General features: G+C 74.8%; 18 protein-coding genes. 7 read left to right on the forward strand and 11 right to left on the reverse strand.

Annotated features, from left to right (window positions below; genetic code table 11):
- Window positions 1-40: 40 nt before the first annotated feature.
- Together ACYVKY_RS14805 and bar are read left to right on the forward strand one after the other, a co-directional pair.
- Entirely contained in the window at window positions 41-985 is a 945-nt protein-coding gene (locus ACYVKY_RS14805) for a carbamate kinase (RefSeq protein WP_460435756.1), read from the forward strand.
- A 28-nt stretch (window positions 986-1013) separates the two neighbouring features.
- Entirely contained in the window at window positions 1014-2159 is a 1146-nt protein-coding gene (bar, locus tag ACYVKY_RS14810) for a barbiturase (RefSeq protein ID WP_460435757.1), read from the forward strand.
- Here bar and ACYVKY_RS14815 read toward each other — a convergent pair.
- Window positions 2137-2553: a PPOX class F420-dependent oxidoreductase gene (locus ACYVKY_RS14815; protein ID WP_460435758.1), complete on the reverse strand. Its 417-nt coding sequence runs from the start codon at window positions 2551-2553 to the stop codon at window positions 2137-2139. The two genes, bar and ACYVKY_RS14815, sit on opposite strands and share 23 nt — an antisense overlap.
- A 41-nt stretch (window positions 2554-2594) precedes the next feature.
- Between ACYVKY_RS14815 and ACYVKY_RS14820 the strand changes: the two genes are divergently transcribed.
- Together ACYVKY_RS14820 and ACYVKY_RS14825 are read left to right on the forward strand one after the other, a co-directional pair.
- Window positions 2595-3641 carry a 5'-3' exonuclease gene (locus tag ACYVKY_RS14820; RefSeq protein ID WP_460435759.1) on the forward strand — a complete coding sequence of 349 codons (1047 nt, stop codon included), beginning with the start codon at window positions 2595-2597 and terminating at the stop codon, window positions 3639-3641.
- Window positions 3642-3710: 69 nt separating this feature from the next.
- Window positions 3711-5177, forward strand: coding sequence for an HNH endonuclease signature motif containing protein (locus ACYVKY_RS14825; RefSeq protein WP_460435760.1), 1467 nt, complete (start codon window positions 3711-3713; stop codon window positions 5175-5177).
- Here the strand turns inward: ACYVKY_RS14825 and ACYVKY_RS14830 are convergent.
- Window positions 5129-6517 carry an alpha/beta hydrolase family protein gene (locus tag ACYVKY_RS14830; protein ID WP_460435761.1) on the reverse strand — a complete coding sequence of 463 codons (1389 nt, stop codon included), beginning with the start codon at window positions 6515-6517 and terminating at the stop codon, window positions 5129-5131. The two genes, ACYVKY_RS14825 and ACYVKY_RS14830, sit on opposite strands and share 49 nt — an antisense overlap.
- A 144-nt stretch (window positions 6518-6661) precedes the next feature.
- On the opposite strand from ACYVKY_RS14830, the gene ACYVKY_RS14835 reads away from it, so the two are divergent.
- On the forward strand, window positions 6662-7876 hold the full coding sequence (locus tag ACYVKY_RS14835; protein ID WP_460435762.1) for a monooxygenase: 1215 nt from the start codon (window positions 6662-6664) through the stop codon (window positions 7874-7876).
- Here the strand turns inward: ACYVKY_RS14835 and ACYVKY_RS14840 are convergent.
- From ACYVKY_RS14840 to lipA, 7 genes are read right to left on the reverse strand one after another with little or no spacing between them, the layout of a single operon-like run.
- Window positions 7863-8054, reverse strand: coding sequence for a hypothetical protein (locus ACYVKY_RS14840; RefSeq protein WP_460435763.1), 192 nt, complete (start codon window positions 8052-8054; stop codon window positions 7863-7865). The two genes, ACYVKY_RS14835 and ACYVKY_RS14840, sit on opposite strands and share 14 nt — an antisense overlap.
- Entirely contained in the window at window positions 8051-9295 is a 1245-nt protein-coding gene (locus ACYVKY_RS14845) for a class I SAM-dependent methyltransferase (protein ID WP_460435764.1), read from the reverse strand. Before ACYVKY_RS14845 ends, ACYVKY_RS14840 begins: the two co-directional genes overlap by 4 nt.
- The gene (locus ACYVKY_RS14850) at window positions 9295-10554 is read right to left on the reverse strand and encodes a putative GNAT family N-acetyltransferase (protein ID WP_460435765.1); all 1260 of its coding nucleotides are present in this window, start codon (window positions 10552-10554) and stop codon (window positions 9295-9297) included. Before ACYVKY_RS14850 ends, ACYVKY_RS14845 begins: the two co-directional genes overlap by 1 nt.
- Complete coding sequence (locus tag ACYVKY_RS14855) at window positions 10544-11278, reverse strand: DUF4191 domain-containing protein (protein ID WP_460435766.1); 735 nt, start codon at window positions 11276-11278, stop codon at window positions 10544-10546. The genes ACYVKY_RS14850 and ACYVKY_RS14855 overlap by 11 nt, the downstream gene beginning before the upstream one ends.
- Before the next feature lie 27 nt (window positions 11279-11305).
- Window positions 11306-11728: a universal stress protein gene (locus ACYVKY_RS14860; protein WP_460435767.1), complete on the reverse strand. Its 423-nt coding sequence runs from the start codon at window positions 11726-11728 to the stop codon at window positions 11306-11308.
- The gene (locus ACYVKY_RS14865) at window positions 11725-13233 is read right to left on the reverse strand and encodes an APC family permease (RefSeq protein ID WP_460435768.1); all 1509 of its coding nucleotides are present in this window, start codon (window positions 13231-13233) and stop codon (window positions 11725-11727) included. The genes ACYVKY_RS14860 and ACYVKY_RS14865 overlap by 4 nt, the downstream gene beginning before the upstream one ends.
- 38 nt (window positions 13234-13271) lie before the next feature.
- Window positions 13272-14273 carry a lipoyl synthase gene (gene lipA, locus ACYVKY_RS14870; RefSeq protein ID WP_460435769.1) on the reverse strand — a complete coding sequence of 334 codons (1002 nt, stop codon included), beginning with the start codon at window positions 14271-14273 and terminating at the stop codon, window positions 13272-13274.
- A 61-nt stretch (window positions 14274-14334) separates the two neighbouring features.
- Between lipA and ACYVKY_RS14875 the strand changes: the two genes are divergently transcribed.
- On the forward strand, window positions 14335-15267 hold the full coding sequence (locus tag ACYVKY_RS14875) for an LLM class F420-dependent oxidoreductase (protein WP_460435770.1): 933 nt from the start codon (window positions 14335-14337) through the stop codon (window positions 15265-15267).
- A gap of 10 nt (window positions 15268-15277) precedes the next feature.
- Here the strand turns inward: ACYVKY_RS14875 and ACYVKY_RS14880 are convergent, their stop codons facing one another.
- Together ACYVKY_RS14880 and lipB are read right to left on the reverse strand one after the other, a co-directional pair.
- Window positions 15278-16435 (reverse strand): endonuclease, encoded by a 1158-nt coding sequence (locus ACYVKY_RS14880; protein WP_460435771.1) that lies wholly within the window; start codon window positions 16433-16435, stop codon window positions 15278-15280.
- A gap of 62 nt (window positions 16436-16497) precedes the next feature.
- Window positions 16498-17163, reverse strand: a complete 666-nt coding sequence (lipB, locus tag ACYVKY_RS14885) for a lipoate-protein ligase B (RefSeq protein ID WP_460435772.1) — start codon at window positions 17161-17163, stop codon at window positions 16498-16500.
- 85 nt (window positions 17164-17248) lie between these two features.
- Here lipB and ACYVKY_RS14890 point away from each other — a divergent pair.
- Window positions 17249-18072, forward strand: an 824-nt coding sequence (locus ACYVKY_RS14890) for a serine/threonine-protein kinase (protein WP_460435773.1), incomplete at its 3' end; no start/stop codon positions are given.

Consider the following 18072-nt stretch of genomic DNA (forward strand, 5'->3'; position numbering starts at 1 on the left):
GACAGCCCCGCGCCGTCGCGGCGGCGGATAGGTTCGGCGCGTGCGCGTCCTGGTGGCCCTCGGTGGCAACGCGATGACGGGGCCCGACGGCTCCGCGGCGCCGGGCGCCCAGATCGAGGCCGTCACCCGCGCCGCCGGCGAGATCGCCGAGCTGGTGACCGCTGGGCACGAGGTCGTCGTGACCCACGGGAACGGGCCGCAGGTCGGCAACCTGCTGGTGAAGAACGAGCTCGCCGCGTCGGTCGTGCCGCCCGTCCCGCTCGACTGGTGCGGCGCGCAGACGCAGGGGACGCTCGGCTTCGTCCTGCTCGACACGCTGGAGCACGCGCTCGCGTCCGCCGGGTCGGACGTGCGGCCCGCCGCGCTGGTGAGCCGGACGCTGGTCGCGGCCGACGACCCGGGCTTCGCGGACCCCACCAAGCCGATCGGGCGGCACCTGCCGGCCGACGAGGCGAAGGTGCTGGTCGACCACGGCGAGACCTGGCAGGACCGCGGCGAGAAGGGCTGGCGGCGCGTCGTCGCGAGCCCCGAGCCGCTCGAGGTGCTCGAGGGGACGGCGATCCGCGCCCTGCTCGACGCCGGGATGCTCGTCGTGGCCGGGGGCGGTGGTGGCATCCCCGTCGTGCGCGAGGCCGACGGCTCGCTGCGCGGCGTCGAGGCGGTGGTCGACAAGGACCTGTCGGCGGTGCTGCTCGCCCGCGAGGTGCGGGCCGACGCGCTCGTCGTGGCCACCGACGTCGAGCACGTGATGGTCGGGTACGGGACGCCGGACGAGCGCCCGCTGACGACGACCACGCCGCGCGAGCTGCGTGCGCTGGCCGCCGAAGGGCACTTCGCCGCCGGCTCGATGGGCCCGAAGGTCGAGGCAGTCTGCCGCTTCGTCGAGGGCGGGGGAGCCCTCGCCGTCATCACGTCACTGCCCCGCACGTCCGACGCCCTCGACGACGACGCGCCCGACGCGGGCACCGTCGTCCGACCCGACTGAGTTCCCCACCACCACAAGGAGATCCGCCGTGCCCGACGCCATCGAGGTCCGCAAGGTGCCCATCCTCAGCGTGTCCGACGCCTCCGGGCTCGCCGACCTGATCGACCAGGGCGTCATCGAGGCCGATCGCGTCGTCGCGGTCATCGGCAAGACCGAGGGCAACGGCGGCGTCAACGACTACACCCGCATCATCGCCGATCGGGCGTTCCGGGAGGTGCTGGTGGAGAAAGGGTCTCGTCCGGTCGAGGAGGTGCGGCAGATCCCGATCGTGTGGTCCGGCGGCACCGACGGCATCATCAGCCCGCACGCCACCGTCTTCGCGACCGTCGCCCCCGAGAAGGTCGAGCAGACCGACGAGCCCCGGCTCACCGTCGGTTTCGCGATGAGCGAGCAGCTCCTGCCCGAGGAGATCGGTCGCGTGTCGATGGTCTCGAAGGTCGCCGCCGCGGTGGAGGTCGCGATGGAACGCGCCGGCATCACCGACCCGTCCGACGTGCACTACGTGCAGACCAAGACGCCGCTGCTGACGATCCACACCATCCGCGACGCCAAGTCGCGCGGCAAGACGGTCTGGACCGAGCACACGCACGAGTCGATGGACCTGTCGAACGGGTGCACCGCGCTCGGGATCGCCGTCGCGCTCGGCGAGATCGAGATGCCCACCGACGCCGACGTCATGCACGACCGGTCGCTGTTCTCGTCGGTGGCCTCGTGCTCGTCCGGCGTCGAGCTCGACCAGGCGCAGGTGGTCGTCGTCGGCAACGCGCGCGGGGTCGGCGGCCGGTACCGCATCGGGCACTCGGTGATGCGCGACGCGCTCGACACCGACGGGCTCTGGGAGGCGATCCGCGACGCCGGTCTCGAGCTGCCCGACCGTCCGCACCGCGACGACCTGCAGGGCCGGCTGGTCAACCTGTTCCTCAAGTGCGAGGTGAGCCAGGACGGCCAGGTGCGCGGGCGACGCAACGCGATGCTCGACGACTCCGACGTGCACTGGCACCGGCAGATCAAGTCGGCCGTGGGCGGCGTCACGGCGTCGGTGACGGGCGACCCGGCGGTGTTCGTGTCGGTGTCGGCCGCCCACCAGGGCCCGGACGGCGGCGGCCCGGTGGCCGCGATCGTCGACCTGGGCGAGGGGGAGCCGACCGGGTTCAGGCCTCCGCGGGCAGGCTGATCCGCATCGCGACGGGGTGGTCCCACTCGTCGCGGTTCGTCAGCCGGACCACCACCGTCCAGAGCGGGTAGACGAGGCGGAAGCGGCGGCCGACCTGGGTGCGGACGGCGCGCGCCTCGGCCTCGTCCTCGATCAGCCGCGCGTGCGCCTCCACGGCCTCGCCGAGGGGCGTGCCGCGCACGGTGCAGGCCTGCGCGAGCACGCGCGAGGTGTGGCGCAGGCGCTTGGTCTTGCCGGCGCCGCGGCCCGTGAAGGCGAGCAGCGCGGGCGGGTGGCCGGGCACCGGCTCGGGGCGGAACCAGACCGGCGTCGGGACGGCGCGGCCGTCCTTGCGGAACGTGGTCAGCAGCAGGTAGCTGCCCTCGGGCAGCGGGGTCGGCCAGGTCGCGGGCACGGCGTCCACGGTACGTCGGCGGGGCGGGTTACGGTGCTGGCGTGACCCCGTTGCTGATGGCCGTCGACGGCAACAGCCTGCTGCACCGCGCGCACCACGCCCACGCGCACAGCGGGCAGCGCGACCTCGCCGGTCGTCCGACCTGGGGGCTGCGCGGCATGGTCGCGCAGATCGGGTCGGCCGCGGCGCGGCTGACGCCCGACGCCGTCGTGGTCGCCTTCGACGCCGGCGACCCACTGCGGCGCGACGACTACCCCGGCTACAAGGCCGGCCGCGCCGAGAAGACCCCCGAGCTCGCCGAGCAGATCGCCGCCGCCCCCGACCTGCTCGACGCGGCCGGGTTCGCGGTCGTCCGGCACGAGGGGTGGGAGGCCGACGACTGCCTGGCCTCCGCCGTCCGCGGGGCGCGCGAGCAGGGCTGGCGCTGCACCGTGGTCACCAGCGACCGCGACGCCTTCGCGCTCATCGACGAGACCACGTCGGTGCTCCGCGTCATCACCGGCGGCATCGAGGCCTCGCCCGTGCTCACGCCGGCGCGGATGCCGCAGCTGTACGGCATCCGGGCCTCGCAGTACCGGTGCTTCGCGGCCCTGCGCGGCGACTCGTCCGACAACCTGCCCGGTGCCGTCGGCATCGGCGCCAAGACCGCCGCCAAGCTGCTCGCGGCGTTCGAGTCGGTGACCGACGTGTACGCGGCGCTCGACGCCGGCCGCTCCGACGACGTCGTTGCCGCGGTCGGGCCCGCGGCGACCCGGCGGCTGGCCGACCCCGTCTCGCGGGCGAACGTCGAGCGCAACCTGGTGGTCATGGCGATGCGCGACGACCTGACCCTGCCTCCGCACGAGCGCATGCGGGTGCCGATGGACCTGCTGCAGATCCAGCGGACGCTGCGCGAGCGCGACATCCACCTCGGCCCGTCGCTGTGGGCGCTGGTCGGGGGAGCGGCGCCCGGCAGCGACCCGTGGGCCGCGATGGCCGAGCAGGAGGACGTCGTCGAGGTGCCCGCCGCGCTGCGCGCGCTCGTGCCCGCGGGTGCTCCCGCGGTGGTCGAGCAGGACGACCCGGAGGAGCAGCTCAGCCTGTTCTGATCGGCCTCAGAACCGTTGTGGCTGTGGATGATCTGACCGGCCGTCGTACAGGTGTTCTAGAGTGGGTACGTGGACGCACCCGATCCGGAGGTGATGCTCGAGGCGGGGCGCCGCCTCGTCCGGGGGCTGCGCAACCGAGCCCGGGCACGGGCGGCCGACGACGCGCAGATGCTGGTGCAGGTGCGCCTGCTCGCGCAGACGAGCCGCTACCGCAACCGGCACCGCCTGGGCGAGGTGCTGGTGTCGCGGCGCACGGTCACCGGCAACCTCCAGCTCACCGAGCCCGACCTCGACGACCTCGGGGCGCGCGAGGTCGCGGCCGCGCTGGCCATCACGCTGCACGAGGCGCACCAGCTGCTCCGCGTCGCCGACGTGCTGACCACCACGCTCACCCGCACCGCCGCGGCGCTGGCGGCCGGCCGGGTCGACCTGCGTCGCGTGCAGGCGCTGGTGCGGGGCGTCGACGGGTTGCCCGAGGCGGCGGTGCTGAAGGTCGAGAAGCGGGTGCTCGACCTCGCCGACGACGCCGAGTCCCCGTGGGACGACGTCACCGCGCGCGGCTTCGCCGACCGGGTCAGGCGCGCCGTGGCCGATGTCGTCCAGCAGGACCTGGTCGAGCTCGAGCGCGACCTGCGCGAGCGCACCGGCACCTGGCTGCAGGTCGACGTCGGCAACCCGGCGCTGGCGACCTTCACCGTGACCGGTCCCACTGCACAGCTCGCGCCGCTGGCCGAGGCGGTGGCCGCAGGCGCGCGTCGCGTCGCGACCGGCGAGCGCGACGGCCGCACGGTGGGCCAGGTCGAGGTCGACGTCCTGGTGGCTGCGGTGGTGCACGACGTGCCACCCGGCCCGGGCGGTGCGCGGCGCGAGCTCGGCGTCGTGCTGCACGTCGACACGCTCGTCGAGGACGGGCCGGCCGCGCACGCGGCCGGCCAGGTCCGCGGTACCGGCACGGGCGGCGTGCTGCACGCGTCCGCGGCCGCCACCCGGCTCGCCGCCGACGGGCTGCAGGCCGGCAGCGCGACGACGTGCGTGCTCGTCGCCGACGACGACGGCCACCTCGACCGGGTGCTGCGCGTCGGTCCTGCGCCCTCGGGCGGATGGACGCGCGAGACCCTGGTCACAGCCGCGCGGACGGCGCTGCGCAGACCGGGTCGACGGGTCGCGGCCGGGCGCCACGACGCCTGTGACGAGGTGGTGGCGTCGGTCCGGGCCCGCGACCCGGTCTGCACGTTCCCCGGGTGCGGCGTACCGGCGTCACGCTGCGACCTCGACCACGACGAACCGTGGCCGCGCGGCCCGACCACGCCCGAGAACCTCACACCGCGCTCCCGCAGGTGCCACCGGTACAAGACGGCCGCCCTGTGGCGCTCCCGCACGCGTCTGGACGCCTGCGGGCACGTCGTCGCCCACGAGTGGACCAGCCCACTCGGCACCCGCCAGGTCGTCGAGGTGCCCGCGCTGCCCGGGTACGGACCGGGGGAGGCCTACGGCTCGATGCCGATGCCGCCGCGGCGCTCCCAGGCGTCCATCTGAGCGGCGCCGACGCGCGGCCAGTGCGTGCCGCCGCGCGGCGCGACCCGCTCGTCGTACGAACCGGGGACGAAGGCGGGGTCGACCAGGCAGTCACCGGCGAACTCCGCCTGCGCCGCCACGCACCCCGCCGCCACGGCGTCGGGCGTCGGACGCTCGCCGCCGGCGGTCCACGACGACAGCGCCCGCATCACGGCGACGTACTCGGGGTCCTGCAGGTAGCTGTGCTCGGACTCGGTGGTGAACACGGCGGCGTGCAGGTCCGCCGTCCCGGCCGCCTCGCGGGTGAGGCGGTACGCGTCCTCCTGCTCGACGAACACCGTCGGGTCGCCGATCGCGTGCAGCGACAGCGTCGGCACGTCGACGACGCCGGTGAGGTCGCTGTCGTACGCCAGGTCGCGGCGGGCGAGCGGGTCGCGGGCGTACCGCTGCACGCCGGCGTTCAGCGCGCGGTCGTCGGACGTCCCCGTGTAGCGGACGCCCCTGTCGGTGAACGGGTTCCGCCCGTCCAGCCGCTCGTGCACGAGGTCGGCGAAGGTCCGCGTCGCCCAGCTCATGTGCGACTCGAACGACTCCTCCGGGAGGCGCGCGGCGGCGAGCACGTCGTCGAGGCGCTGCTGCTGCTCCGACGTCCTGGCCGACGGGTCCGACTGGTACCCGGTGCACTCCTGCAGGCGGGAGCGCAGGTCGGCGCTCGACATCTCCTGCCCGGGGGCGAGTCCCATCCAGAGCGGGTACTGCGTCTCGTCCGGACGCGGGTGGTTGCCGCAGTAGTACTGGTAGACCACCCGCAGGTCGAGGCGGTAGTCGTATCCGCGCGTGCCGCCGGCCACGAGCCCGGCCGTGAGCAGCGCGGCGTCGTAGGCGTCGCCGTCGGTCTCGAGCAGCTTCGCCGCGACGTTGCCGCCCCACGACTGCCCGTGCAGGAACGTGGTGCGCGGCTCGCCGAACTGCGCGACGAACGCCTCGCGCGCGTGCTCGGTGTCCTCGGCCGCCATCCGCACGCCGTACCCGCCGCGCCGGTACGACGACCCCACCCAGGCGTAGCCCTCGCGGACCATCACCGACCAGCGGTCGAGGTCCTCCTCGGACCGCTCGGCCGTCGACGCGCCGAGCGACGGGCCGCCGTGGGCGTGGACGACCAGGTCGCCCTCCCAGCCCGCCGGGACGGCCGCCCAGTACGGCGCGCCCGCGACGTCCGTGCCGGTGAAGCACGAGGCGTCGGCCGGGACGCTCGGCGGGCACGGCGCTGCCGCGGCGGGCGGGCTCGCGGCGTAGACGGGAGCCGCCAGCAGCGGCAGGGCGAGCGCTGCGGCAAGGGCTGCGCGGGTGGAGGTCCTCATGACCGTCTCCTTCGTCGGTCGGGTGCGTCGGCGCCAGCCTGGACCCGACGACGTCCGGTTCGACCGTTTCGTGCGTTGTGGTCAGTGGTGCGCGTCGCGTCCGAAGGGCCTCCGCGAGCGGTCGTGCGGCCCTACGCTCGTCAGGTGCGACGACGACACGGAAGGGGGGCGCTCCTGGCAGCCGGGCTGCTGGCGGTGCTCACCGCCTGCGCGCCCGCCGGCGCCTCGCCCGAGGGCGCCCACGGCGACGCCGCAGTCCACGAGAGCACGCCGAGCGCCTCGGCCCACGGCCACCAGGCGGAGGCCGACGTGGTCCCCGCGTCTGCGCCGCTGCGGTCCGGCGAGCGCTACCTCGACCTCGCGCTGCCCGAGCCGTACGCGCCGTCGGCGCAGGCGCCCGGCACCGACGACTACCGCTGCTTCGTCCTCGACCCCGGCCTGTCCGCCGACGCGTTCGTCACCGGCGTCGACGTGCTGCCCGAGCGGGCCGAGCTCGTCCACCACGTCATCCTGTTCCGGCTCCCGCCCGAGCAGGTGGCCGCGGCCGAGCGGCTCGACGCCGCTGAGGACGGCCAGGGCTGGACCTGCTTCGGCGGGCCGGGCCTGCCGCTCAACGGCCTCGACGACGCCGCCTGGCTCGGTGCCTGGGCGCCGGGTGGCGGCGAGAAGGTCACCGCGGAAGGACTGGGCATCCCCGTCGCCGCCGGCAGCCGGGTCGTCGTCCAGATGCACTACAGCCTGCTCCAGGTGCCTCGCGGCGAGCAGGCTCCGACCGACCGCAGCGCGGCCCGGCTCCGCGTCACCGACGCGACCGCGGACCTGACGCCGCTCGAGACGGTGCTGCTCGTCGCCCCCGTCGAGCTGGCCTGCCGGCCCGAGCACGCCGGCGGCGAGCTGTGCGACCGCGAGACCGCGCTCGACGACGTCGCCGACCGGTTCGGCGAGGAGTCGCACGTCGTCGCCAACGGTCTGCAGCTGATCTGCGGCGCGTCGGCCAACCGCGGGTCACCGGTGCAGTCGTGCGACCGCGAGATCACCGAGCCCACCACGCTGCACGCCGCGGCCGCCCACATGCACCTGCTCGGCGAGACCATGCGGATCGAGGTCAACCCGGGCCGGCCGGGTGCCCGCACGGTGCTCGACGTGCAGGACTGGGACTTCGACAACCAGGGCGCCACACCGCTTCCCGAGCCGGTCGCCCTGGCCGCGGGCGACACCCTGCGCGTCACGTGCCGCCACGACCAGGCCAACCGCGACCTGCTGCCGGCCTTCGAGGGCGTCCCCGAGCGCTACGTGCTCTGGGGCGAGGGCACCACCGACGAGATGTGCCTCGGCATCGTGATGGTCACGCGCCCCTGACGGCGTCGCGCTCCATCTCGCTGAGCAGCAGGTACTCGGACTCCTCGTAGCGCCACGCGAGGCGGCGCTCGGCCTCCGAGCGGAGGGCGGACGCGGCGTTCACGGCGGCCGAGCGGGCGAGCAGGGCGTCGAGCACCGCGACGGCGGTGGGCCGGGTGCGCTGGGCGGGGACGGTCACGGTGCCTCCTCGGGTCCCTGCGAGGGAACCCGCTCAGTCCACACCGCCGAGGTGACGTCCGCGTGCCCCGGTGTGACATCGGCGTGAACTCTCGGCGCCCGGCGGGCCGGGCGGACGGTGCGCGTGACGGTGAACGTGCCGTCGTCCGCGACCACGTCGGTGGGGCCGACCATGCGCCGCAGGGCGCCGGTGTGGGCGAGCCGGGAGTTGAAGACCGTCCACAGCTCGCCCCCGTCGCGCAGCACCCGCGCGGCGCCGCGCAGCAGCCGGAGTCCCGCGTCCGGGGCGAGCGTGGCGCCGACGTGGAACGGCGGGTTGCACACCACCAGGTCGGCGCTCGCGTCCGGACGCTCGTCGAGCCCGTCCTCGCGCACGACGGTGACGCGCTCGGCCACGCCGTTGGCCCCGACGGTCGCGATGGCCGAGCGCACCGCGGCGGACGAGGCGTCGACGGCCGTGACGACCAGCCCGGGACGCGCGGTGGCCAGCGCGGTCGCCAGGACGCCTGTGCCGCAGCCGAGGTCGATCGCCTCGCGGGCGGTCGGCTGCATCCGGTCGAGGTGCCGCAGCAGCGCGCGCGTCCCGATGTCGACGTGCGCCCCCGCGAACGCCGCCCCGTGCGCCACGACCTCGAGCCCGAGGGCGTCGTCGACGACGCGTCGGGGGTAGCGGGTGCCGGCCGCGTCCCGGACCGGCGCGGTCGCGACCAGGACGCGCGACTTCTGCCGCGCCAGCGTGGCCGTCACCGAGCCGAAGGAGCGGCCGAGCACGTCGTTCATGCTGCGCGCCATGTGCTTGACCCGACCCCCGGCGAGCACGACGACGTCGTCGTGCGCGTGCGCGGCGGCCAGCTGCGCGATCTCCTCCAGCGCGTCGAGTCCTCGGGGCAGCTGCACGAGCACGACGCGCGCGCCCTCCACGAGCGAGGTGTCGAGGTCGTGGTGGCGGTAGGTGCCCTCGAGACCGGTCTCCTCGGCGTTGCGGTCCAGCGCGCGCTCGCCGGTCAGCAGGTCCTGGTGCACGCGCACGTCGCGCGCCCCGTGCAGCGCGACCGCGCCCAGCGTGAGCGCGCCGTAGTGGTCACCGACCACGACGACCGTGCCGGGCGGTGCCGCGACGAGCGCCTCGGCGGCCTCGTCGAGCAGCAGCCGGTCGGTCGCGTCGACCGCGAACAGGTTCGGCGCCTCGACGTCGGGCGCACGGCGCAGCAGGTCGAGGTCGAACCCCGGGGCGGCCGCCATCAGAAGTGCGTCAGCACCCGGGCCGGCTCCGGCCAGGAGAACAGCGCGTGCGCCCGGCCGACGGCCGACTCGTGGCGGGGACGGGCCCGCCCGGCGGCGACGAGCGACGCGACCGACGGCGAGCCGCCGCCGAGCCAGAGCGAGGCCAGGCCGGCGGCGTCGAGCGCGAGGTCGGGCTCCTCGCCGTCGGTGCGCTCGCAGGTCGCCGTGCCGTCGTCGGCGACCACGAGGCGGTACCTGCCGGCCACCTGGCCCTGCGCGTCCGCGACGTCGAGCACGAGCGCACCCGGGACGGGGTAGCGGCGGGCCGACAGCGCGGCGGGGACGTCGTGCAGTCGGACGTAGAAGCCGTCGCGCACCGGCCCGGACGTCGCGGCGCGGGCGTCGGTGAGGAACCATGGCAGCGACCAGTCCGGCGGCAGGTCGAACAGCTCGACCGAGGTGATGAAGTCGACCTCGCACAGGAAGCGCACCAGCGCCGCCTCGACGGCGTCGTCGACCGCCAGCAGGTCGTGCACCCGCAGGGTCGCGCCGTCGTCCCAGCTGGCGCCGTCGGCGACCTTGAACACCACCGCACCGTCGACGTCGCCGTCGGGGGAGCGGTGCAGCAGGAACCGGCGCCCGGCGTCGTGGTCGGTGAGGTCGGGCACCAGGCCGCCCAGCCAGCGGTGGTACGACTCGGCACGGCCGATCGACCCGGGGCTGCGCAGCGACACCCGGTCGTACAGGTCGCCCACGACCTCGGCCCAGGCGGCGCCCTCGACGGCACGGAACGACCCGTCGGCCACCGGCGCGTCGGGGCGGAACCGGGCGCGGCGCGCGTCCACCGTCCACGGACACCACGCGGCGGCGGGGCCGTAGCCGTAGCGGCCGTAGATCGGCGCCTCCGAGGCCACCAGCACGCTGGCCACCTGCCCGGCCTCGCGGGCACGGACCAGCTCGGCGTCCATCCACCGCGACAGCAGACCGCGGCGCCGGTGCGTGGCGAGCACCGTCACGCCGCTGACCGCGTTCGCGTCGACGCGCGCGCCCGGCACGACGAGGGTGGTGTCGAACGAGCGGAACGTCGCGACGACCTGGCCGTCGTCGACGCCCACGGTGAGGCGGTGGTCGAGCGTGCGCTCGCGGCGCCAGGCGATGTCGGTGTCGCTGGGCACCGGGCCTAGATAGGTCAGGGCGGTGGTGACGGCCCAGGAGCGGACGAGCGCCTCGTCGTCGCGGTCGAGCGGGACGAGCGGGACCTCACGATCAGCGGCCACGCATCATCTTCCGGTCGGGGCGCACCCGCAGCGGGTCGACGCCCTTGGGGATCGGCGCGCGGACGCCGCCGATGGAGCGCACCCGCTTCAGCACGACCGACACCTCGTCCTTGGTCAGGACGGGCTTGAGCTTCATCACGTGCCGGCCGACCTTCGACAGCGGCACCTGGCCCTCGCCGTCACCGGCCTGGACGAGGTGGATCGGCACGCTCGACAGCACCCGCTTGTGCTTCTTCTCCTCGGCGGCGAGCAGCTTGCCCACCCGGTGCGGCGGGCCGTCGCCGACCAGCACGACGCCCGGGCGCCCGATCGCGCGGAAGACGGTGTCGCGGGTGCGCGGGTCGATCGCGACCGGCTCCTCCTCGACGGTCCAGCCGCGGCGCAGGATGCGCAGCGCCAGGGACGCGGCGCCGGGCTGGCCCTCGGCCTGCTTGAACGCGGCCGACTCGGCCCGGCGGGCGAGCACGAACATCGCGCCGAGGACGGCGAACGGCAGCGCCAGCACCGTCGCGTAGATCGGGTGCCCGGTGAGCACGCCGATGCCGAGGCCCACCACGAGCACCGCCGCGACGACCAGCAGCATCCACCAGATCAGCGCGGGGTCGACCCGGCGGGTGGCGTGGAACAGCTGGACGATCTGCTTGACGCGTCCCGGCGGCTTGCCCGGGTCGCGGCGACGGCGCAGGAACCCGCGCTTCGGCGTCGCGGTGGAGTCGGTGGACATGGCGTCCAGGATAGGCGTTCGCGGGCCTCAGTCCGTCGCGGGCGCGGGCACGCACAGGACCGGGCGGGTGGAGATGCCGAGGAGCCGGTGCGGGGTGGACCCGAGGATGGCGCCGCGCAGCGGGCTCTCGCCCCACAGGCCGACGACGATGACCGACGCGTCGTAACGGTCGGCGACCTCGACGAGCGCGTGCGCCGGCTTCGCCCGCACCAGCTCGACCACCGTCTCGACCCCGGCCTCCTGGGCGGCCTCGACGGCGTGCGCCGTGGCGGTCTGCCCGAGCTCCTCGAGGGCGCGGGCGTGGCTGCGGAACTCCTCGCCGAGCCCGCCGGGCGGCGTCACGCCGTAGACCAGGACGAGCTGCTGCCCGAACCGCTGGGCCAGGTCGATCGCGGTGGTCAGCGCCGCGCGGGCGCCGGGGGACTCGTCGTAGCCCAGGACGATGCTCACCGCTGCGCTCCCTCGCTCGTGCCGTCGAGCAGGGCCGGGTCGACCACACCCGCCCGCTCCTGCCAGAACCGCGCGTCCTGCGCCCGCCACACCAGCATGACGACGACGCCGACCACGAAGATGCCGACGCCGATGACGAGCGGCGGCGCGACCCCGAACCAGGCCTGCCCGCTGTAGGACGCCGCGGGGTCGCTCAGGTCGATCGCCGACCGGACCAGCAGCCACGCCAGCAGCGCGGCACCGACGACGGGGCCGACGCCGATGAGCAGCAGGTTGCGCACGCTCTCGGTGAGGTGGCGCCGGTAGTAGACGGCGCAGGCGACGCCGGTCAGCGCGTAGTAGAACGCGATCAGCAGCGACAGCGCCGCGAGCGAGTCGAACAGCGCGTTCTCGCTGATCGTCGACACCACGAGGTACCAGGCGATCGCGATGCCGGCGACCCACCAGGTCGAGACGTCGGGCGTCCGGAAGCGAGGGTGGATGTGCGCCAGCCGCCGGGGGAGCGCGGCCCGTCGCGCCATGCTCAGCCCCGTCCGCGACGCGGGGATGATCGTGGTCTGCGTCGAGGCGATCGACGACGTCGCGACCGCCACGTACACCACCCAGTCCCAGCCGCCGAGCACCTCGCTCGACAGCAGCGCGAAGACGTACTCCTCCTCGCCGCTGTTGTCGGACAGGAACGTCGGCCCGGCGTAGGCGACCACCGCGAACGCCACGGACAGGTAGGTGACGAGCAGCACCACGGTCGAGACGATCCCGGCCCGTCCGGGGGCGGACGCCGGGTCGGTGGTCTCCTCGCTGAGGTTCACCGCCGACTCCCAGCCCCAGTACGCGAACACGCCGAGCAGCAGGCCGCTGGTGAGGGCGCCGCCGCCCTCCGCGAACGGGTTCAGCCAGGACAGCGACGGGGTGATCGACTCCAGCGAGCTCTCGCCCGCGGTCGCCCGCCACAGCGCCACCCCCGCGAACACCAGCAGCGCGCCGACCTGGGCGAGGATCAGCACGTTCTGCAGCCTCGCGGACATCTCGGTGCCGAGCACGCACAGCCACGTCATCGCCAGGATCAGCGCGACCGCCAGGCCCCGCACCGTCCAGGTGCTCTCGGTCCACGAGTCGAGCCCCACCGCGAGCAGCGAGAACCGCACGCCCACCTCGGCCAGCGACCCGATGACGAGCACGCCGGTCATCGTGATCGCCCAGCCGCCGAGCCAGCCCGCCCAGGGCCCCATCGCGCGGGTGACCCACGAGAACGTGGTGCCGCAGTCGGTGTCGACCCGGTTGAGGAAGTAGAACGCCGACGCGATGAGCAGCATCGGCACGAAGCTCGCCAGCAGCACGCCCGGTGCCGCGACGCCCACCAGGACCACGATCGGCCCGATGATCGCGGCCAGCGAGTACGCGGGGGAGGTGGCGGCGAGCCCGATCACCAGGGCGTCGACGAAGCCGATGGCCCCCTCGCGCAGGGTGGCCTGCTCCTCCGGGGGTGAGGCCGTCGTGTCGGTCATGGGGCATGCAACCGCCCCGGTGCCCCCGCTGTCGAGCCTCAGCGCTGCAGCAGCGCGCTGGCCTCCTGCCGGGCGGGCGCCTCGACGGTCAGGTGGGCGAGGGCCTCGGGCACCTCGCGGCCGGCCTTGGCCATCGCCTGCGCCCACAGCCGACCGGCCCGGTACGACGAGCGCACGAGGGGCCCGGCCATGACGCCGGCGAAGCCGATCCGCTCGGCCTCCGCGCTGAGCTCGACGAACTCCTCCGGACGCACCCAGCGCTCGACGGGGTGGTGGCGGGGGGAGGGCCGCAGGTACTGGGTGATCGTGATCAGGTCGGTGCCCGCGTCGTGCAGGTCGTGCAGCGCCTGGACGACCTCGTCGATCGTCTCGCCCATGCCCAGGATGAGGTTCGACTTGGTGACCAGGCCGGCGTCGCGGCCCATCGTGATCACCTCGAGCGAGCGGTCGTAGCGGAACGCCGGGCGGATGCGCTTGAAGATGCGCGGCACCGTCTCGACGTTGTGCGCGAACACCTCGGGCCGGGCGTCGAGCACCTGGCCGACGAGCTCGGGCACCGCGTTGAAGTCGGGGACGAGGATCTCGACGCCGGTGCCGGGGTTGAGCTCGTGCACCTGGCGGATCGTCTCGGCGTACAGCCAGGCGCCGCCGTCCTCGAGGTCGTCGCGGGCGACGCCGGTGATCGTCGCGTAGCGCAGACCCATCGCCTGGACGCTCTCGGCGACCCGCCGCGGCTCGTCGCGGTCGAGCGGGGTGGGCTTGCCGGTGTCGATCTGGCAGAAGTCGCAGCGCCGGGTGCACTGCTCGCCCCCGATGAGGAAGGTGGCCTCGCGGTCCTCCCAGCACTCGAAGATGTTGGGGCAGCCTGCCTCCTCGCACACGGTGTGCAGGCCCTCGCGCTTCACCAGCGACTTCAGCTCGGTGTACTCCGGGCCCATCCGCGCCCGCGTCTTGATCCACTCGGGCTTGCGCTCGATCGGCGTCTCGGCGTTGCGGGCCTCGAGCCGCAGCAGCCGCCGTCCCTCGCGTTGGACCGTCACATCCACATCCTAAGTCGGGCGGACGGGAGGGCATTCCCCGGGCGCACCTAGGCTCGGGGACGTGACCGTCGAGCTCCGCGTGTTCATCGAGCCCCAGCAGGGCGCCTCCTACGACGACCAGCTGGCGGTGGCCCGCCGCGCCGAGGAGTGCGGCTTCGGCGCGTTCTTCCGCTCCGACCACTTCCTGTTCATGGGCGACCGCGACCCGCGTCCCGGCCCGACCGACTCGTACGTGACGCTCGCGGGCATCGCCCGCGAGACCAACACGATCCGGCTCGGGACGCTGGTCACCTCCGCCACCTTCCGCGACCCCGGCCTGCTCGCGGTGCAGGTCGCCCAGGTCGACCAGATGTCGGGCGGACGGCTCGAGCTCGGCCTGGGCGCCGGCTGGTTCGAGCGCGAGCACGAGGCGTACGGCTTCGCGTTCCCGCCCACGAGGGAGCGCTTCGACCGGCTCGAGGAGCAGCTCGAGATCGTCACCGGGATGCACGCGACGCCCGAGGGGCAGACCTACTCCTTCACCGGCCGGCACTACCGGGTCGTCGACTCGCCGGCGCTGCCCAAGCCGGTGCAGGAGCGGGTGCCGGTGCTGGTCGGCGGGCACGGGAAGAAGCGCACGCCGGCGCTCGCGGCGCGGTTCGCGTCCGAGTTCAACGTGCCCTTCGGCGACCTCGACGGCACGGCCGCGCAGTTCCGGCGCGTCGTCGACGCCTGCGCCGCGACCGACCGCCCGGCGGGCGACCTGGTGCTGTCGGCCGCGCAGACGGTGTGCGTCGGCCGCGACGACGCCGAGGTGGCGCGGCGCGCCGACGCGGCGGGCCGTCAGGTCGACGAGCTGGTCGCCGACGCCCTCGGCGGGACGCCGGCGCAGGTGGTCGACCGGATCGGCCGGTTCGCCGAGGCCGGCGCCACCCGCGTCTACGTGCAGGTGCTCGACCTGCACGACCTGGACCACCTCGACCTGATCGCGTCCGAGGTCGCCTCGCAGGTCTGACGCGCCGGCGTCAGCCCCAGATCGCGTCCGCCCACTCCGGGTGGTCGACGAAGGGGTTCCGGTTGCCCTGCCAGGTCTCGTAGATCTTCTCGTTGCGGGTGCGCTCGAACTCGCTCGGCGGGTCCTGCGCGTTCCACTCCAGCAGCACCGACAGCTTCCCGTGGCGCGGTGCGCTGCTCGCGCCGACGGCGTCGTCGGCCTCGAGGTCGGGGAAGCCGTCGCCACCCTCGTACCGCACCGACATGTAGAGGATCATCCGCGCCACGTCGCCCTTGTCGGCGTCGCGCGGCTCGAACGAGTCGGCGTCGGTGAGCGAGCCGGGTGCCTGCGCGACCGGGCTGCCGCCCTCGTCGAAGTCCTTGTTGCCGCGGGTCGAGTTCACCGTCACGTCGGTCGGCCGCAGGTGGTGCACGTCGGTGCCGGGGCCGGTGGCCTCGCCGAAGTCGCCGTGCGACTTGGCCCAGACGTGCTCGCGGTTCCAGTCGTCGACGCCGCCGCCGTTCGTCGACTTCGCCTGCGACGCACCGGAGTACAGCAGGATCACGTTCGAGGGGTTGCTCGGGTCCTCGTCGGTGTCCTCGAGCGCCTCCCACACCTGGTCGTAGCCGATACGGCGCTGCTCGCTGATGATGTCGTGCAGCGCCGCCTCGAGCGCCGCTCCGGTGAGGCCCTCGGTGCCTGCGTAGTAGTCGCCGGGGTCGGTCGGGTCCGTCGGCGGGTCGGTGGGCGGCTGGGTCGACCCCGCGGCGGCGAACGCGGTGGCGTCGCGCAGCCCCGGGTGGGAGAAGTACGCGCCGAGCGACCCGGTGACGTCGACGCGGTCGCCCAGCAGGTCGGGGTTCGAGCGCAGCCCCCAGGCGGACCGGAACTGCGAGGGCACCTGCACGTACAGCATCTCCGCGGTGCTCGTGGTCGAGGGCGAGTCGGCCAGCGCCAGCGCGTAGTCGCTCGGGAACCCGCTGGTCACCACGGTCGAGGTCGCCGTCGGCTGGCCGACGACGTAGCCCCGGACGGTGGCGGTGCTGCCGTCCTGGCGGGCGAGGGCCTGCGCGACGGTGAGCGGCTCCGCCGCGACGGCCGTCGCCCCGAGCGCGGGGACGAGGGCGAGGAGCAGGGCGGTGGCCAGACCGAGGGCGAGGGGGCCGAGCGCGAGCGGGGTGCGTCTCATGGCGGCAGAGCCAACCACGGAATGTCCGGTTGGTGGGGGTTCCGGACGGTGAACTTCCGGCGTCAGCCGGACACGGGCGCCAGGTGCGGCTGCGCGGCCGTGGCCACGAGGTCGGGCAGACGGGCCTCGACGAGGGGCAGCACGTCCTGGACGGTGACCGGGCGGTCGAGCTCGCGGGACAGGGACGTGACCCCGGCGTCGGGGATGCCGCAGGGGACGATCGCGTCGGCCCACGACAGGTCGCAGTCGGCGTTCAGCGCGAAGCCGTGCATCGTGACGCCCTGCGCGACCCGGATGCCGATCGCGGCCACCTTGCGGTCGGGCCCGCGGTGGTCGGCGGGCACCCACACGCCGCTGCGGCCCTCGACCTGCTGCGTGGCGAGGCCGAGGTCGGCGCACACCCCCATCAGCATCGTCTCGAGCCGGCGCACGTAGGCCACGACGTCGATGGGGTCGGGCAGGTGGAGCACGGGGTAGCCGACCAGCTGGCCGGGGCCGTGCCAGGTGATCTTGCCGCCGCGGTCGACGTCGACCACCGGCGTGCCGTCGACCGGGCGCTCGTGCGGCTCGGTGCGCTTGCCGGCGGTGTAGACGGCGGTGTGCTCGAGCAGCAGCACGGTGTCGTCGACCTCGCGCGCGACGACGGCCGCGTGCACCTCGCGCTGGCGCTGCCACCCGTCGAGGTAGTCGACGGTGGAGGGGGCGAGGCCGACGTGCTCGATCCGCATGCGACCAGCCTACGCCCGACGCCCGACGACGCCGACTGTGGACAACCGGACGCAAACACCTGCACCGATCGGGTTGGATGCCGGGGTGCAGCACCGAGCCACCGCCCCGCGCGTCGAGGGGTACACGCTGGGCCGGCTGCTCGGCACCGGCGCGTCCAGCCAGGTCTGGACGGCCGTCGACACCGCCACGGGTCGCACCGTCGCGCTCAAGGTGCTCACGGGCGACCTGCCCCGGCGCGAGGCCACCGTGCAGCGGCGGGTCGACCACCCGCACGTGCTGCGCGTCCTGCGCACGACCACCACCGCCGACGACCGGCCGGTGCTGGTCACCGAGCACGCCGCCGGCGGCAGCCTCGCCGCGCTCGTCGCGGCCCGCGGGCCGCTCGACCCGGGCGAGGTCGTCACGGTGCTCACGCCGCTGGCGGGGGCGCTGGCCGACCTGCACGAGCGCGGCGTGGTGCACGGCGACGTCTCCGCCGCGAACGTGCTGTTCCTGGCCGACGGGCGTCCCGTGCTGGCCGACCTCGGGACGGCCGGGCTGCTGGGGGTCGACGCGGTCGCGCACGGCACACCCGGGTTCGCCGACCCCGCGCTCGCGGCGGGGGCGTCGGTCAGCCCCGCGTCCGACGTGCACGCCCTCGGCGCGCTCGGGTGGTTCGCGCTGACCGGCCGGGCTCCCGAGCCCGCGGGCTCCCGCCCGCCGCTGATCCCGGTCGCGCCCGGCACCCCGCCCGGTCTGGCCTCGCTGGTCGAGCGCTGCCTCGAGCCGGAGGCCCGCCGACGACCGTCGGCGGCCGAGCTGGCGGTGCAGGCCTACGCCGCCGCCGACGCCGTGCCGGTGCGGCTCGGCCCCCTCGACCCCGCGGCGGACGCCGCCGAGGCGGCGCGGGCCGCGGCCGGCTCGACCGA

Source organism: Angustibacter speluncae (assembly GCF_054777815.1).

Coding starts and splice junctions, on each gene's coding strand:
- ACYVKY_RS14830 (WP_460435761.1), bottom strand. CDS start 6,517: ATGAGGACCTCCACCCGCGCAGCCCTTGCCGCAGCGCTCGCCCTGCCG.
- ACYVKY_RS14845 (WP_460435764.1), bottom strand. CDS start 9,295: ATGGCGGCCGCCCCGGGGTTCGACCTCGACCTGCTGCGCCGTGCGCCC.
- ACYVKY_RS14855 (WP_460435766.1), bottom strand. CDS start 11,278: ATGTCCACCGACTCCACCGCGACGCCGAAGCGCGGGTTCCTGCGCCGT.
- ACYVKY_RS14865 (WP_460435768.1), bottom strand. CDS start 13,233: ATGACCGACACGACGGCCTCACCCCCGGAGGAGCAGGCCACCCTGCGC.
- ACYVKY_RS14880 (WP_460435771.1), bottom strand. CDS start 16,435: ATGAGACGCACCCCGCTCGCGCTCGGCCCCCTCGCCCTCGGTCTGGCC.
- lipB (WP_460435772.1), bottom strand. CDS start 17,163: ATGCGGATCGAGCACGTCGGCCTCGCCCCCTCCACCGTCGACTACCTC.